The following is a 15,520-nucleotide window of genomic DNA, read 5'->3' on the forward strand; positions in this document are numbered from 1 at the left end:
TGACGTTAGGGCTAGCGAGTTTCTCCTGTTCAACCTGGCGAAGAGGACGGGGGCTCCAAGTTAATCAACAGTGGTTTTTAAAGAAATTAAAAACTAGTTCCTCCCAAAAAACCTCGAATCAACAGCGCTTGCTGTGAGGAGTCTTGCATGTCATTCCTTAAAACTACGTCCGTGGCTGTTGCAATCACTGCTGGTTTGCTTCTGAGTGCAGTGGCCCAGGCACATCCAAAACTACTTTCTTCCACTCCGGCAGAAGGCTCGGATGCGGCGGCTCCGTCGAAAATCGAACTGCATTTTTCTGAGAATCTCACCACTCAGTTCTCCGGTGCAAAGCTGATCATGACCGACATGCCAGGCATGCCTAACTCACCCATGGGTGTAAAGGCCGCCGTCGCTGCTGGTGGTGATCCGAAAACCATGGTGATTACGCCGGCTGCACCGCTGACCACCGGCACCTACAAAGTTGAATGGCGTGCAGTGTCTTCGGACACCCACCCGATCACCGGCAACTTTTCATTCAAAGTGAAATAATCCATGAGCGACTCATTAAATATCGTGGTTCGCTTTGCTCTCTATTTTGACCTGATGTTGTTATTTGGACTGGCCATATTTGGCTTGTACAGCCTCAGGGGAAAGGAAAGGGTATCGGGCACGGTCTTGAACTTTGAGTCGCTTCTCTACGGTACTTCTGTTGCAGGTGTAGTTCTGTCCCTTGCTGCGATGTTGTTGCTTGCAAAAGCAATGAGCGGTGTATCGGAGCTTATGGAGCTACATCACCACATTTTTGAAATGGTCATCATGGGCACCGACGTTGGGCTGACCTGGATGGTTCGGATAGCCGCCTTGGTGGGGGCAATTCTGGGCGTCGCGTTGAATAAACGATATCCGACACCCAGCCTCTGGATCGTCACCGTCTGTGGAGCAATCGCGTTGGCCACGCTAGCCTGGACGGGGCATGGTGCAATGGACGAAGGCAGCCGCCGCTACTGGCATTTTCTCAGCGACATTTTCCATTTATTAGCGGCAGGTGGCTGGTTGGGTGCTCTAGCGGCCTTCGCTCTACTGCTACGGTTGAAATCGCTGAAGGGTGAGGAGGAAGCACGTATTCTTGCCCGCGTGCTGACTGGCTTTGAGTCGGCCGGCGGTGTGATTGTTGCGATCATAAGCGTTACGGGAGTAGTAAATTACCTTTTCATCGTCGGTCCCAACCTTGATGAGGTCATGCTCAGTACCTATGGCCAGTTGCTGTTTTTGAAGATCCTGCTCTTTGCCGGGATGATCGTTTTAGCGACGCTGAACCGCTTTCACTTAAGCCCGCTATTGGAGCGCTCGGTTCGCAATGGTCAATACTCTGTAGCGGTCAATGCCTTGCGCCGCAGCATGAAATTCGAATTCCTGATGGCAATCCTCATCATCTGTCTTGTCGCATGGTTAGGCACGCTAAGTCCTGAAATGGAAATGAGCGCGCAATAGAGGTTTCTGGCAGCTAACCCAGAAGCCTGGAGCGTGATTGTTAGCACCATTTCTACTGGCTACACTTCAGCCCATGACACGCTGTCTACGGCTTTGCCTGATTTTCCTGATTAGCCTGGCGCTTCCCCTCAGCGGGATGGCGGGTGTTCAAGCGCCGGAGAGCCATGTCCAATGAAACCCTTGGATGGCGGATGACAACATGGGCCAACGCTGCCGCCGTGACATGAAGTCCCCCGAACTCGGTGAACCCCGTAAGCCGAGCAAGGGTGCAAAACAGGCGGTAAGCTGCACATTTCAAAGCGGCAATGAATTTACCCTGTCGCACGGTTAAGCACTTTGCGTCAGAAATTTAATAAGCACGGAGGTGTCGGTGGTTCAATAATGATAACTGAGCACGGTTAACTTAGAGCTATTACCATCGATTTTCCCACATGTCGCCGCATGCGGTTTTAATGGGATGGCAAATTTGCGAACCACAGGACAATCCTAAGGCACGCATCCTGAAATAAACCAAGATAGCGGACTTTATTGCACAATGACGATTCTCACCTCGTACAATCTCTACGCACATGGAGTCTTTTGCCGCGTTAACTACGATTCGACAATGATTCAATGATGCGACATTGCTCTATAACACCACCGTGGCAGCAAACACTCAGTCGTGTCAGTTCGGCTTCTAAACCTCGTAAGTCCTGAATACGGATTCGAACTTGTTGGAGTTGCCCTTGCACTTTCGCATCCACAGCGGCGCAGGAAGCGTCGCGTCGGTCAGCCAGGCCGAGTAGATCGCGAATGTCATCGACGCTGAACCCAAGCGCGCGGCTGCGACGGATAAACAGCAGCCGGTTGCGCTCTTCATCTGTGTAAAAGCGATAACCCGACGGTGATCTTCCAGCAGAAGGCAGCAGCCCTGACTGCTCGTAATAGCGGATGGTTACGGCTTTGGTATCGGTCAGCTTCGCCAAGGCACCGATCGTGTACGTGGGCGCATTCATTTCTCTTGACCCTATAGTTGCTGGAATCCTCATTCTACTCGCGTCAGGCAACAAGCAAATCCTTGCTCACCGTTCTACCGATCGCCAGGCCTCTGATCGATGAAAACCCTCCCCGCCGATCTCTTCAACTCGAGTTTGGACGCTTTGCTCTGCACATGGCTGCTTACCTTCGTAGCAGAGCTTCTGTGCTGCTCGTCGGCCGCCGCATAGGGCAAGTGCCCTGTGTGCTTTGCTGTGAGGACGGGATGCCGCCTGATATTAGCGTCACGAAATAGGACGCCGTTGATGCCAACACCGTAGGCGCGAGGGGAAGCAGCATTTCCTATCTACTACCGGCCACTTACTCACTGTGATCACGTTGAACATGAATGGTCGCTGGTGGATGCCTTAAGGCATCGAAGAATCTCTTGACCTTATAGTGGCTATAAGGTGTTCACTCTCGCCATGAAAAGCGGAGAGCGTTCTCATGAAAAACTGTTGCGGTGACGAGCAAGCACCAAAAAAGCCAGCGGGCGTGGACGTTTTTGACCCTGTCGCATCCGGGAGCTGCTGTGCGACTTCCGCAACATCGGGTGAAGACGAAACCGATCGAGATCGAACTACCAGTTGCTGTTCTTCTAAGACCTCGGACGTGAATCCTGCGCTTTCAACAACCAAAAGTGCGGATGGCTGCTCTGCTGGAGGCAACGGCGGAAAGACAAGCTGCTCCACTTCATCTCCGACATCTTCTCAATATCCACCTACCGAACCGAACGAGCCCACCACCTCGGTTGTTACCGATGCATGTTGCTCTGCATCTGGAACGGATGGCCCAAGCGCGTGCGCATCCAAAGTGTCATCAGCCGTTGTCAACGACACGGCTCGCTTGAGTCGTTTCCGGATTGGGCAAATGTGCTGTCCTACCGAGCAGGCGATGATTGAGGGCAAGCTTGCAAAGATGCCTGGAATTCAGAAATTGGAATTCAACATGATGAACCGTACTCTAGGTGTCTGGCACGAATTGCCACATACCCTGGGAATCGAAGCGGCCGTGTCATCGCTTGGTATGCAGGCGGAACCGTTGAATGGCGCGGTCGACGTACCAGGCGCGGATAAGCAGCAAAGCCAGTTTGAAGCTGAATCACTGCGCAAAAGCACCTGGTGGCCGTTAGCGCTGTCTGGTATTGCTGCGGTAGGCGCGGAAATTTTGCATTTCACCCAGGCAGCCCCCGAATGGGTGATTGCTGCTGTAGCTTTAATCTCGGTAGCACTCTGCGGGCCCGCGACTTACAAGAAAGGTTGGATCTCTCTCAAAAATTTCAATCTCAACATAAACGCGTTGATGAGCATTGCGGTGACGGGAGCGGTCCTGATTGGGCAGTGGCCAGAAGCGGCGATGGTCATGTTTTTATTTACTGTTGCCGAATTGGTTGAGGCCAAGTCGTTGGATCGTGCACGCAATGCGATCAAAGGACTGATGGACTTGACCCCAAATCATGCAACGGTGCGCCAGGCAGACGGCAGTTGGCTGGACGTAGATGTCAAAACCGTCCAGATCAGCTCCTTGGTTCGAGTTCGCCCCGGCGAGCGCATTGGTCTGGATGGCAACGTGATCTCCGGCAACTCTACCGTAAACCAAGCCCCTATCACCGGGGAAAGCTTGCCCATCGAGAAAGCTGTCGGTGACCCTGTTTATGCCGGCTCGATCAATGAGTCCGGTTCCTTCGAGTACCGCGTGACGGCTGAGGCCAGCAATACGACACTGGCCCGGATTATTCATGCTGTGGAGGAAGCCCAAGGTTCACGCGCCCCGATCCAGCGGGTCGTCGATAAGTTCGCCAAGGTTTATACGCCATCGGTGTTTTTCTTCGCCCTTGCCGTTGCGATATTCCCGCCCCTGTTTATGGCCGGATTATGGGCTGACTGGATTTATCGGGCGCTGGTGCTTCTGGTAGTCGCTTGCCCTTGCGCACTGGTGATTTCGACCCCGGTGACCATTGTAAGCGGCCTCGCGGCAGCGGCGCGAAAAGGCATTTTAATCAAGGGCGGGGCGTACCTGGAAAGCGGTCGCAAGATCACCCATCTGGCCTTGGATAAAACTGGGACCATTACCCATGGCAAGCCCGTACAGACCGATTTCCTGCCTCTAGCTGATGGATTATCTAGAGATTATCGCATTGCCGCCGCGAGCCTTGCCCAACGTTCGGATCATCCGGTTTCGCGGGCTATTGCCAAACAAACGGCCCAGCAATCGCTGCGGTTGCTGGAAGTGGATAACTTCGAAGCGCTGCTGGGCCGAGGGGTCCGCGGCGAGATCGAGGGTAAGCGCTATCAGTTGGGTAACCATCGTTTGTTGGAGGAGTTGGGGTTCTGCTCACCTAATACCGAAGCCGCCCTGGGCCACCTTGAGCGGCAAGGGAAAACTGTAGTCATTCTGTCCGATGACAAACGGGCGCTGGCGTTGTTTGCAGTCGCCGATACGGTAAAAGCCACCAGCCGAGCCGCAATCGAGGAGCTTCACGCGTTAGGTGTGAAGACTGTGATGTTGACAGGGGACAACCCACATACCGCGCTGGCAATTGCCGCGCAGGTAAACATTGACGAGGCCAAGGGCAATCTCCTACCGATCGATAAGCTCAAAGCCATCGAAGCCTTGATCGATCATAAAGGCACCGTCGGCATGGTCGGTGACGGAATAAACGATGCCCCTGCGCTTGCTCGGGCTGATGTGGGCTTCGCGATGGGGGCAGCTGGCACCGATACGGCGATCGAGACTGCTGACGTAGCAATCATGGATGATGATTTGCGCAAGATTCCTGCCTTCATTCGTCTCTCCCGCCAGACCGGAGCAGTACTTACGCAAAACATTGCGCTCGCGCTGGGCGTTAAAGCCATCTTCCTAGCCGTTACGCTCACTGGTCACGCTACGATGTGGATGGCGGTATTCGCGGATATGGGGGTAAGCCTGTTGGTAGTACTGAATGGCCTGCGCTTGCTGCGCAAATGATACGGACACGATGCCTGCTTTGCTGTTCCAAGACCTGGATCCCAGTGGGTGATACCGCACGAGCAAGAGTCAGTGCTTTTCAAAAAATACCAGTTTCAGATGTACTGGAACGGTTACTACGGAATAGCCAATGAACGGTTTCCCAATGACAGCTCGTGTACAGCCGCCTACTTTGTGGTGGGGAATTGCAGCGGTCCTGGCGTTGATCGATCAAAGTCTAAAGCTTGGCGTCGAGCACCTTTATGAGCTGGGCTCATCGGTCGCCGTAGGCTCATTTTTCAACATAGTGCATGCACGCAATCCCGGCGCCGCGTTCAGCTTCTTGGCTGACGCTGGAGGCTGGCAGCGTTACCTTTTCGTTGTTGTTGCGCTAGCCGTAGCATTGACGCTCGTCGCGATCCTTCAACGGGAACGTCACTGGAGCGAAGCCTTGGGCTATTGTCTCGTTTTGGGTGGGGCTGTTGGCAATCTTATCGACCGTTCTTTGCGAGGCTTTGTCGTGGACTATCTGGATTTTCACTATCAAGGCTGGCACTGGCCCGCGTTTAATCTCGCAGATATATGTATTGTCAGCGGCGCATCGTTTTTATTGGTCATAAGCGTGATTAGCCCCGCGTCGCCAAGCAAACGTTGACGATGGAGCGCCACCTTCCAGTACGTGTCCTAAGGTGGTCTGGTCGCGCATGGCTAACGCCTGGGTTAGCGGTTTTTGCGTAACCGTCCGGCCATGTCATCTACCCAGCCCCGCAAAGCCAAGACATCGTGTGCACTCAAATTTAAGTGAGCACCAGATCTAGCCTTTTAAACGGGTATTTCATGCAGCCAACACTCGGTTCCTATTCCAAGGCCTTCAAAGCCCAGGTCATTCAATATGGGTGCCCAGCACGGCACTACAATTTCCAGCATCGCATTCAGCCGTAAGCGTGCCCGTGGAAGTCGCAAGGCTGGCATGACGCTTTTTTTTGTAAAATTTTTGACGATAGGATGAAGCGTACTCTTCAGAAACTGCTCGTGCCGCCGATGGCCCAGAGGAGCCAAATTCAACCTTCGGGGTTTCAATGCTAGTAAGCAGCTATAACAGCGTGTATGTGCTGTTTTCCTTCGCCGTAGCGATCCTGGCGTCTTATACCGCGCTGGACATGACTGGTCGAGTCACCCGTACCGAAGGCAAAGCATCGGCACTTTGGCTTGCCGGTGGATCTTCCGCCATGGGCACGGGCCTCTGGTCGATGCATTTTATTGGCATGTTGGCCTTCCAACTGCCCATCGAGCTGGGTTACGACCCGACGCTGACTGGCTTATCGTTGTTGATCGCCATCGCCTCCTCCGCCTTTGCTTTGTGGCTAGCATGCCAGACGGAAATGCCACTGCCGCGTTTGCTGCTTGGTGCGGTGCTCATGGGTATCGGAATTGCATCCATGCACTACGTTGGAATGGCGGCGCTGCTGATGAATCCTGTAGTGGAATACGTTCCGTCTTTGTTCGCGCTATCGGTGCTGATTGCTATCCTTGCTTCGGGCGTGGCTTTGTGGATCGCTTTCCGCCTGCGTGGCGAAGGTCAGTACATCAATCGTACACGCATCGGCGCCTCGTTAATTATGGGGTGTGCCATTGTTGGAATGCACTATACCGGAATGGCGGCTGCCCAATTTCCTATCGGGAGCGTGTGCGGAGCGGTCAATGCAGGCATTGATAGCAACTGGCTAATGGTTTTGGTGATTCTGATCACGCTGGCTGTCTGCGCTATTGCCTTGATCGTATCAATGCTTGACGTCCGCACCAGCATACTTGCCAGCTCCCTTGACCTCGCAAACAGTGAACTGGTGCAGCTAGCTCTTCACGACAATCTTACTCGCCTCCCTAACCGTATCCTCCTAAACGACCGTCTTCAGCAAGCGATTCATAAAGCCATCAGGCAGAAGAGCCACTTTGCCGTACTCTTCATGGATCTGGATGGTTTCAAAGCTGTTAACGATACTTACGGTCATCACACTGGCGACCAGTTGCTTCTGCAAGTAGCAAAGCGAATCAACGACGCCAAACGCGGCGAAGATACGGTGGCTCGCCTCGGAGGCGACGAGTTCGTTCTGCTTATCGATCCCGGCGAACCTGAAGACGCTGCGATGTTGGCGCAACGCTTGGTGGAAAATATTCGATTACCTTACGTACTTGGGCGGCAGACAGTGCATGTGTCCGCTAGCATCGGTATCGCTATATTCCCAGAAAATGGCCTAACCGAGCATGAGCTGATGGTCAATGCCGATGCGGCTATGTACCACGCCAAGGAGCAGGGCCGCGATGGCTACTGCTTCTTTGAAAAAGCTATGAACGTTAACGCTCACCTGCAGTTGGAAATGCAACAGGATCTGCGGTGCGCACTGGATCGGAATGAATTTATCCTGCACTTCCAGCCGAAGATGCTCGCCCCAAATGGCCCTATGATCGGCGTTGAAGCTTTACTGCGTTGGAACAAGCCAGGTTTTGGCTTGGTGCCGCCCGTCCGTTTCCTGCCCTTGGCAGAGCGTACTGGATTGATCGTGCCAATCGGTAGCTGGGTAATCCATGAGGCGTGCCGGCAGATGGCCGAATGGCAAGCGTTAGGCGAAGGTAAAGACGAATGGAGTATTGCGGTCAACATTTCGACGGTACAACTGGCCCATGCAAAGCTCGTTGATGTCGTGCGCAATGCCCTGCAAAGCAGTGGCCTGCCCCCCCGTTTCCTGACACTGGAAGTTACCGAATCTACGGCGATGCGGGACGCTGAAGCTGCTTTGATTGCTCTTGATCAATTGGCAGCATTGGGCGTGAATATCTCCATCGACGACTTTGGTACCGGTTATTCCAGCCTGCTTTATCTTAAGCGCCTACCAGCCAACGAACTGAAGATCGACCGAGGTTTTATCACCGAGCTGGCTAAGTGTAACGATGACGCGGCTATCGTTTCGGCCATAGTAGCGCTCGGTAAAACGCTGGGGCTGAGGATCGTTGCAGAGGGTGTGGAAACCGCTGAACAACAACAGATGCTTACCGAGTTGGGTTGCGACATTTTGCAAGGTTACCTGCTGGGCAAGCCGATGAGCGCAGAGAGGATGCTGGAAAGCTTAAGCGCGACCAAGACTCTAGCGTGATACTGCACAAGCCATAGATTCAAGTTGGTGCTTGCTGGTGCAATTTGCAGACCCGCTACATCACCTGATTTAAGCATCAGTTAAACATTCGAATTGGGATTTACGGCTTCTCCTCATTCGTCCGATAGTAAAATTCACTCTAAGGCTAATCAATGTTCAACAAGGCAATCAAGCAGACCTTGGCTGAGGCTCTGCAAAAGCTTCAGGCCGCAGAAGCAAGGGCCGTGGCCGTTGACCGTTCGACGGCAACAATTGAATTTAAACCCGATGGCACCATCATAGGTGCCAATGAGAACCTTCTTACCACCATGGGCTACCGACTGGAGGAGATCGTCGGACAGCACCATCGTATTTTCTGTTTTCCTGATTACCAGGCGAGTGCCGACTATCGTAAGTTCTGGCAGCGCCTGGCTGGTGGCGAGTACATACGTGAACGTTTCCTGAGGCGTAATAAGCAAGGCCTGGAGGTCTGGCTCGAAGCCAGCTACAACCCTATCCGAGGCGCCGATGGTCGCGTCGAAGGCGTGCTGAAGCTGGCCACCGACATTACTACTCAGGTGATCCGTGAGCAGGAGCAGAGCAGCATGGTTCAGGCCATCAGTCGCTCGATGGCTGCGATTTCCTTTAACTTGAAAGGTGAGGTTCTCGACGCCAACGAAAACTTCGAGCAGGCCATGGGCTATCGCCTGGATGAGATTCGGGGAAAGCACCACCGCATGTTCTGCACACGAGGTGAAGCGGACTCTCCTGAATACCGCGATTTCTGGGAGCGACTGAACCGTGGTGAGTTCTTCTCTGGACGCTTCCAGCGACTCAACCGGCATGGCGATACCGTCTGGCTGAGCGCAACCTACAACCCGGTATTCGATGCCAGTGGCCGGCTTTACAAAGTAGTTAAGTTTGCCCGTGATATTACGTCCCAAGTGCGCCAGCAGCAGGCAGAATCCGATGCAGCCACGCTCGCCTACAATATATCCCAGCAGACGGACAGAAGCGCTCGCCATGGTGCCAAGGTCATTAGTGAAACGGTCGAGGTGGTACAAGGCATAGCAGCCGAGCTCTCACGAGCGGCTGAAGGCATCACTGCAGTCAATCAGCAGTCAGAGATGATCCGCAGCATCGTGCAGACCATCCGAGGTATCGCCGAGCAGACCAACCTACTTGCTCTAAATGCTGCTATCGAAGCTGCAAGGGCGGGTGAACAAGGCCGAGGTTTTGCGGTGGTCGCCGATGAAGTACGAAACCTTGCAGCCCGCACGGCGCAGGCCACCGTGGAAATCGTCGATGTTGTGAAGCGCAACCATGAACTAGCGCAGGATGCTGTGGAGAGCATGCAGGCTAGTCGCCAAAAGGTCGATCAAGGCGTCGATTTGGTCAGCCAAGCCGGCTTTGTGATAGAGGAAATTCAGAGCGGAGCACGGCAAGTAGTCGACGCCGTGCGCCAGTTCGCCGAGGCAAAGGAAGAGCTCTGATGTAACTGTATCGGGCACAACCTCGTAAGGCTGTTCCAATTTCTCACGATAAGCGTGCTTGTCCAATATGACATCATCGCTGCTTACTGGGCGCAACTGAACGTTTGCATCCGAGCATCACGTCTTACGCAATTAGACCGGTTGCCAAATATGCGGCAGCAAATGATCGATTTCACTCGCCCGCTGCGTCGGCAGGCGTGTGAGCACGTCCTTCAAATAGGCATACGGATCATGACCGTTGAGCCGCGCAGACTGGATCAAACTCATGATCGCCGCCGCCCGTTTTCCGCTGCGTAGCGACCCTGCGAAGAGCCAGTTCTTGCGTCCAAGAGCCCATGGTCGGATCTGGTTCTCTGCCCAATTGTTGTCTATGGGTACAGCCCCGTCATCGAGGTAGCGCGACAGCGCTGCCCAGCGTTTCAGGCTGTAATCGAGTGCTTTGCTGATGGCTGAGCCTTCGGGCACAAGGTCGCGCTGGGCGCTCATCCAGACATGTAGCATGTCCATTACCGGGACGGCTTTTTCTTTCCGTATTCGCCGCCGTAAATCCGGCTCCAGATCGCGGACTTCGCTCTCGATTTCGTACAACAACTGGATATAGCGCAGGGCTTGCTCAGCAAGCGTGCTTTTATTCGTAGCGTGCAGCTCGAAGAATTTGCGCCGTGCATGGGCCATGCAGCCGATTTCGGTCACGCCGAGTTCGAAGCTGGCTTTGTAACCGCCAAAATCGTCACAGACCAGCTTGCCCCTCCAGCCTTGCAGGAAGTTGCGAGCATGCTCTCCGGCACGGCTGGGGCTGAAGTCATAAACCACCGCTGCCACATCCGAGAACTGGCTGGTGGCGTAGGCCCAAACATAGGAACGGTGGGTTTTCTTTGTTCCCGGCATGAGCATTTGCACGGGTGTTTCATCGGCATGAATAATCTGCTGCCCGAGTACCACTTCGCGCAGCGCATCGACCAGCGGCTGCAACTGAACCCCAGTCACGCCAACCCATTCGGCCAAGGTTGAGCGTGGAATCGCCAGGCCCGCTCGACCGAAGATCGATTCCTGACGGTAAAGCGGTAAATGGTCAGCAAACTTGGCAATCATGACGTGGGCCAGCAGCCCAGCGGTTGGGATGCCCTTGTCGATGATCTGAGCCGGAACCGGTGCCTGGATAAGCGTTTCGCAGTCATCGCAGACCCATTTGCCACGTACATGACGCTCGACGGTGAACACGCCCGGTGTGTAATCCAACTTCTCACTGACATCTTCACCGATGCGTTTCAGCGCGCAGCCGCATGGGCAGTGAGTGTTGTCAGGTTCGTGATGGATCAGTGTGCGTGGAAACTCAGCCGGCAATGCAGTGCGCTTGGGCTTCTGCTTTTTCTCGGTCGCCGCTGGCACTGTTTGCAAGGCCTGAAGCTCTGCTTCAATCGCTGCGATATCTGTATCGATCAGGTCATCGAGCAAACTGGCCTGCTCAGGATTCATCTGCTCGCTGCGCTTGGCAAATTTCAAGCGCTTGAGCTGCGCAATTTCGAAGGTCAGCTTCTCGATCACCGTCTGATCGCGGTTGATCTTCTTGCCCATGGTTTCGACCGTCTTACCCATTGTTTCGACTTGCGAGAGCAATTGCGCAGCTAAGGCACGCAGTTGGTCGGGAGTCATTTGGTCGAGATTGGGAGAAGAAGTCATGCGCCGAATTTTGCCAGAGCAGGCGCTTCGCGGCGATAGACCGATAGGCTAATGGCAGCCGTTAAAGCAGTGTGATCGAGCCGCCGGAACCTGCTCGTTGCCATGGCAGGCCCAATACCAAGGCTTGGAGTTGCTCGGTGTCCAACTGCATTTCAGAGCCATGACGAATGCTTGGCCAGTGGAACTTGCCCTGGCTCAACCGGCGCGCCGCCAGCCATATGCCGAAGCCGTCATGCACCAGCACTTTCATGCGATTGGCGCGGCGGTTGGCGAAAAGATAAGCACAGTGCGGCTGCGCCGCACCGAACACCGCAATCACCTTGGCTAATGCCGTTTCGGTACCAGCGCGCATGTCCATCGGCTCGGTGGCGAGCCAGATGGAGTCGATGCGAATCATCGCAGAAGGTCTCGAAGAAAGGTCGCGCAGGCAGCAGCATTTTCAGTGGGCCAGTTCACTGTGACGGTGCCACGCGGGTGCTGTATTTCAACGCAAATATTCGATGATGATGTGTGGGATTTCGCCCCTGCCAGCGGCACGGGTAACGGAATAAATGCAGGTTGCAGCGCTGTGCTTTTCTGCGCTTGCAGGCGAATCCATTTGTGGACGAGGTTTGCGTTGAGGTTATGGCTGAGTGCGATGCTGGCAATCGAAGCACCGGGCTGGGCACACTCTTGAATGACCTGAGCTTTGAAGGATTTGGAATAGGAACGGCGTGTTGGCTGCATGAAATACCCGCTTAAAAGGCTAGAACTGGTGCCCACTTAAATGTAAGTGCACACCATGTCTTGGCTTTGCAGGGCTGGGTAGATGACTTGGCCGTACGCATACGTTTTTGCTGGGCATGCTGGTCATCAAGATTGGCATCAGCATCAGGCTCACCAAATAGCTATAGGTATCGACGTGCCTGTAACAGTGGAATGCCTGCCGCGTCAGCACACCGAGTTTGCAGTGTTTATTCCAGCCGGTGTTCGGCATCGAATCAGCGGAGCCCTCATCGTTTCAATCTACTTGGACGTCTTGGCAGAAGAGGGCCAGGTTTTGCCGAAGACCATGACGCCGATTCCGATCAATATCGCCCCGGCTGACGCCGCACTAATTGCTGACTCCTTGAAGGCAGGCGCGGGAGACACTCGGTCCGCAGTGCGAAAAGCCCTACAGATAACCGATGCACCTCCAGTCGCCGATCCTCGCCTGGCAATAGTCAGCACGGCCATTTACCAGGGCATTGTACGACGTGAAGAGTTGGCAGCACTGGTACACCTGTCCCCAACTCGATTCTCGCATTGGTTCGTGGAACAAACCGGTTTGCCGCTGCGTAGCTATGCTAAATGGCTACGACTGACCCAAGCTGTTCGACATCTGGCATCCGGAGAACCTATAACCACCGCTGCGCACGCGTCAGGCTTCTCCGACTCAGCCCACTTTTCCAGAACCTTTCGCTCGCTGTTGGGTATAGATCCCTCATCGGCGCTCGCCGAAGTGAGCTTGCATTAAGCGACTAGGTTAGAGGCTTGCGGCCTTAGCTACAGGCCGCTCGCCGATTGGAATAGTTAAGCTTTTAGAGCCAGGATTCGACGTGCGCCGTTCAAAACGATCAGGCCAACGACCGTACCAATCACCAAGTCTGGGTACGGAGACCCTGTCCAAGCGACCAATGCTCCTGCAGCGATTACGCCAACGTTCGCAATCACATCGTTGGCTGAGAAAATCCAACTCGCTTTCATGTGTGCTCCTCCTTCGCGGTGGCTGTAGATCAGCCACAGGCAAGTGACGTTTGCCACCAGCGCGACGGCGCCTATCCCCATCATCAGCATGGATTCAGGTTCACTGCCATAGAGAAAGCGTCGAGCAACTTCCAAAAGCACACCCAAAGCTAGAATGATCTGAAACATACCTGCCAGGTGTGCTGCACGTACTTGCATTCCCGCGCTGCGGCCGACCGCAAAGAGGGCCAGCCCGTAAACGGCCGCATCAGCAAACATGTCCAGCGAGTCGGCAATCAGCCCCGTCGATTGGGCAATCAGGCCAGCACTCATTTCGGCGAGAAACATTGCACCATTGATGCCGAGCAATATTTTTAATGTGCTGGCTTCCTTTGAAGCGTTTTGCTCTTCATTGGCACTGTTGGCTGATACGGACTCTGGGCTGATGGGCTGCGTATCTAATAGCCTTGCCCCCAAGCCAAGTGACTCCAACTTGGTAGCGATCTGCTCTACGGCCCCTTCGTGAAAAACACTCACCTGTCTACCGGATAGGTCAAAAGAAAGTGAAGCTATTTCCTGCAAGCCATTCAGCGCGAGTCTGATCATCCGTTCTTCGGAAGGACAGTCCATTTTTGGTACTGAAAATTTGCTGATCCATGTCCCTTCATTTAATGGCTTAGCTGCTGCTTCTGGGCCTGCTGAAGCCGGGCCACAGCCACAGGATTTGTCACACGAACTCATGGGGCCGCTCCTCTAAATACACTTGATCCTGTCGATTACAAACCTTCTAGCCGCTATAAGGTCAAGCGAGGATATTCATCATTCGATTGTAGCTCTTTCGTTCAATCCAAACGCCAGCCTGTGACTTATCGTCTTCGCTTCCTAAAAGGAGGTGAGCGATGATCATTATTTTCCGATACGTCATACGTTGGATGAGCTATCCGCTCATATTTGGTGGCACCGCTGCGTTCATGGTTTGGGCGCTTTACACCGGGATTCCGCCATGGCCCACAACACTCCTGATCGCTATTGTGAGCTTGTTCACGATCGCCGCGCTGGAGCAATTCCAACCCTTTCGTCAATCCTGGCTCGAAGATCATCAAGACACCTCGACCGATTTATTGCATATGCTGGTCAACCTTTCTGTCATTCAGTTCACTGCTGAAGTCCTCGCCAAGCTTGGCGATGCGGTGCCGGCATCAGTTCGCCTTTTTCCCAGCGAGAGTCCCCTCTGGTTACAGCTGGTTCTGGTCGCAACCGTCCTCGATTTAAGCCTGTATGTCATGCATCGCATCAGCCATCGGGTGCATTGGCTGTGGCGTATGCACATGATTCATCACAGCGCTGATCGCCTTTATTGGATGAATGGGGAGCGCAGACATCCGCTGCATGCGGCGCTAATGGCCGGACCGGGGCTGGTGGTTCTGCTCGCCTCAGGTGCGCCGTCGGCCGTTATCGCGACTTGGTTCAGCATCTTGACCGTTCATTTAGCCTTCCAGCATTCGAACCTGGACTACTCGTTGGGCTGGTTACGCAACGTGATTGGAGTCGCCGAGACACATCGCTGGCACCATAAGCGAGAGTTCGAAGATGCCCAGGTCAACTTCGGAGAGTTTTTACTTATTTGGGATCACCTATTTGGAACCTTCTATGACGCAGCAAACAAGCTCGGTGATGCGCAGGTAGGGCTAAAAGAGCGAGACTTTCCAACAGGCTATCGTGCGCAGCTAATCGCGCCGTTTAGGCGCAAGCCTCAGAACCGTATGATCTGAAGTTGCGTACCACGAAACGCCTATTCGCGCATTTACTGCCATGTGTTGTAGGGTCGCGTAGTGACGAACGTCGTAGGGTATGAGGAAGGTATGTATCGAAATTAGGGAGTTTATGTCTTTCGCATAAACTCCCTAATTTCAATACATACGCTGTGCTCAGCACCCCATTCCCAGCACTTGCTCAAAACGAATGCGGCCATCACTTCGTTTCGCTGAGTCACAAAGTGTCCGGTTCGAAGCCGATCCAGCGCCCATCACCCTCGAATCGCTCTTGAAATCAAAGCAAATGGCCTTAAGATGATCTTATCTT

The 15,520-nt window shown here is 53.9% G+C and carries 12 protein-coding genes and 3 pseudogenes; 10 read left to right on the plus strand and 5 right to left on the minus strand.

Going from position 1 to position 15,520, the window contains the following annotated elements:
* Positions 1–147: 147 nt before the first annotated feature.
* The 3 genes and pseudogenes from copC to AB4P90_RS29520 all read left to right on the plus strand — a co-directional run.
* A complete protein-coding gene (gene copC / locus AB4P90_RS29510) occupies positions 148–531 on the plus strand; it encodes a copper homeostasis periplasmic binding protein CopC (RefSeq protein WP_024014909.1) in 384 nt (127 codons plus the stop codon).
* Positions 532–534: 3 nt separating this feature from the next.
* Positions 535–1,473, plus strand: a complete 939-nt coding sequence (gene copD / locus AB4P90_RS29515) for a copper homeostasis membrane protein CopD (RefSeq protein WP_019816987.1) — start codon at positions 535–537, stop codon at positions 1,471–1,473.
* A gap of 73 nt (positions 1,474–1,546) precedes the next feature.
* Positions 1,547–1,770 (plus strand): annotated as a pseudogene (locus tag AB4P90_RS29520) (hypothetical protein); the annotation flags it as partial.
* A 290-nt stretch (positions 1,771–2,060) separates the two neighbouring features.
* Here AB4P90_RS29520 and AB4P90_RS29525 read toward each other — a convergent pair.
* A complete protein-coding gene (locus AB4P90_RS29525; RefSeq protein ID WP_019816989.1) occupies positions 2,061–2,468 on the minus strand; it encodes a helix-turn-helix domain-containing protein in 408 nt (135 codons plus the stop codon).
* Between the two features lie 913 nt (positions 2,469–3,381).
* Between AB4P90_RS29525 and AB4P90_RS29530 the strand changes: the two genes are divergently transcribed.
* The 5 genes and pseudogenes from AB4P90_RS29530 to AB4P90_RS29550 all read left to right on the plus strand — a co-directional run.
* Positions 3,382–5,454, plus strand: a complete 2,073-nt coding sequence (locus tag AB4P90_RS29530) for a heavy metal translocating P-type ATPase (protein ID WP_232392676.1) — start codon at positions 3,382–3,384, stop codon at positions 5,452–5,454.
* Positions 5,455–5,584: 130 nt separating this feature from the next.
* Entirely contained in the window at positions 5,585–6,088 is a 504-nt protein-coding gene (gene lspA / locus AB4P90_RS29535) for a signal peptidase II (protein ID WP_395605567.1), read from the plus strand.
* 424 nt (positions 6,089–6,512) lie between these two features.
* On the plus strand, positions 6,513–8,582 hold the full coding sequence (locus tag AB4P90_RS29540; RefSeq protein WP_033690316.1) for a bifunctional diguanylate cyclase/phosphodiesterase: 2,070 nt from the start codon (positions 6,513–6,515) through the stop codon (positions 8,580–8,582).
* A gap of 152 nt (positions 8,583–8,734) precedes the next feature.
* Positions 8,735–9,463, plus strand: a pseudogene (locus AB4P90_RS29545) (PAS domain-containing protein); the annotation flags it as partial.
* Positions 9,464–9,613: 150 nt separating this feature from the next.
* Positions 9,614–10,054: pseudogene (locus AB4P90_RS29550) on the plus strand (methyl-accepting chemotaxis protein); the annotation flags it as partial.
* A 132-nt stretch (positions 10,055–10,186) separates the two neighbouring features.
* On the opposite strand, the gene tnpC reads toward AB4P90_RS29550, so the two are convergent.
* The 3 genes from tnpC to tnpA all read right to left on the minus strand — a co-directional run bounded on the left by tnpC (position 10,187) and on the right by tnpA (position 12,460).
* Positions 10,187–11,734 carry an IS66 family transposase gene (gene tnpC / locus AB4P90_RS29555; protein WP_034128274.1) on the minus strand — a complete coding sequence of 516 codons (1,548 nt, stop codon included), beginning with the start codon at positions 11,732–11,734 and terminating at the stop codon, positions 10,187–10,189.
* Between the two features lie 61 nt (positions 11,735–11,795).
* The gene (gene tnpB / locus AB4P90_RS29560) at positions 11,796–12,131 is read right to left on the minus strand and encodes an IS66 family insertion sequence element accessory protein TnpB (RefSeq protein WP_009682493.1); all 336 of its coding nucleotides are present in this window, start codon (positions 12,129–12,131) and stop codon (positions 11,796–11,798) included.
* Positions 12,128–12,460 carry an IS66-like element accessory protein TnpA gene (gene tnpA / locus AB4P90_RS29565; protein ID WP_009682494.1) on the minus strand — a complete coding sequence of 111 codons (333 nt, stop codon included), beginning with the start codon at positions 12,458–12,460 and terminating at the stop codon, positions 12,128–12,130. The genes tnpB and tnpA overlap by 4 nt, the downstream gene beginning before the upstream one ends.
* An 82-nt stretch (positions 12,461–12,542) precedes the next feature.
* Between tnpA and AB4P90_RS29570 the strand changes: the two genes are divergently transcribed.
* Positions 12,543–13,229, plus strand: coding sequence for an AraC family transcriptional regulator (locus AB4P90_RS29570; protein ID WP_395605568.1), 687 nt, complete (start codon positions 12,543–12,545; stop codon positions 13,227–13,229).
* 56 nt (positions 13,230–13,285) lie between these two features.
* On the opposite strand, the gene AB4P90_RS29575 is transcribed toward AB4P90_RS29570, so the two are convergent.
* Positions 13,286–14,179 (minus strand): cation transporter, encoded by an 894-nt coding sequence (locus AB4P90_RS29575; protein ID WP_032872266.1) that lies wholly within the window; start codon positions 14,177–14,179, stop codon positions 13,286–13,288.
* 158 nt (positions 14,180–14,337) lie between these two features.
* Between AB4P90_RS29575 and AB4P90_RS29580 the strand changes: the two genes are divergently transcribed.
* Entirely contained in the window at positions 14,338–15,210 is an 873-nt protein-coding gene (locus AB4P90_RS29580) for a sterol desaturase family protein (RefSeq protein WP_034115612.1), read from the plus strand.
* Positions 15,211–15,520 lie beyond the last annotated feature (310 nt).

Origin of the sequence: Pseudomonas sp. B16120, from assembly GCF_044218845.1 — a bacterium.
GTDB lineage: Bacteria > Pseudomonadota > Gammaproteobacteria > Pseudomonadales > Pseudomonadaceae > Aquipseudomonas > Aquipseudomonas paracarnis.

Excerpts from the sequence above, each read along its gene's own strand:
- lspA (WP_395605567.1), top strand. The coding sequence starts at position 5,585 with ATGAACGGTTTCCCAATGACAGCTCGTGTACAGCCGCCTACTTTGTGG.
- AB4P90_RS29540 (WP_033690316.1), top strand. The coding sequence starts at position 6,513 with ATGCTAGTAAGCAGCTATAACAGCGTGTATGTGCTGTTTTCCTTCGCC.
- AB4P90_RS29575 (WP_032872266.1), bottom strand. The coding sequence starts at position 14,179 with ATGAGTTCGTGTGACAAATCCTGTGGCTGTGGCCCGGCTTCAGCAGGC.
- AB4P90_RS29570 (WP_395605568.1), top strand. The coding sequence starts at position 12,543 with ATGACTTGGCCGTACGCATACGTTTTTGCTGGGCATGCTGGTCATCAA.
- tnpB (WP_009682493.1), bottom strand. The coding sequence starts at position 12,131 with ATGATTCGCATCGACTCCATCTGGCTCGCCACCGAGCCGATGGACATG.
- AB4P90_RS29525 (WP_019816989.1), bottom strand. The coding sequence starts at position 2,468 with ATGAATGCGCCCACGTACACGATCGGTGCCTTGGCGAAGCTGACCGAT.
- AB4P90_RS29530 (WP_232392676.1), top strand. The coding sequence starts at position 3,382 with ATGATTGAGGGCAAGCTTGCAAAGATGCCTGGAATTCAGAAATTGGAA.
- tnpC (WP_034128274.1), bottom strand. The coding sequence starts at position 11,734 with ATGACTTCTTCTCCCAATCTCGACCAAATGACTCCCGACCAACTGCGT.
- AB4P90_RS29580 (WP_034115612.1), top strand. The coding sequence starts at position 14,338 with ATGATCATTATTTTCCGATACGTCATACGTTGGATGAGCTATCCGCTC.
- tnpA (WP_009682494.1), bottom strand. The coding sequence starts at position 12,460 with ATGCAGCCAACACGCCGTTCCTATTCCAAATCCTTCAAAGCTCAGGTC.
- copD (WP_019816987.1), top strand. The coding sequence starts at position 535 with ATGAGCGACTCATTAAATATCGTGGTTCGCTTTGCTCTCTATTTTGAC.
- copC (WP_024014909.1), top strand. The coding sequence starts at position 148 with ATGTCATTCCTTAAAACTACGTCCGTGGCTGTTGCAATCACTGCTGGT.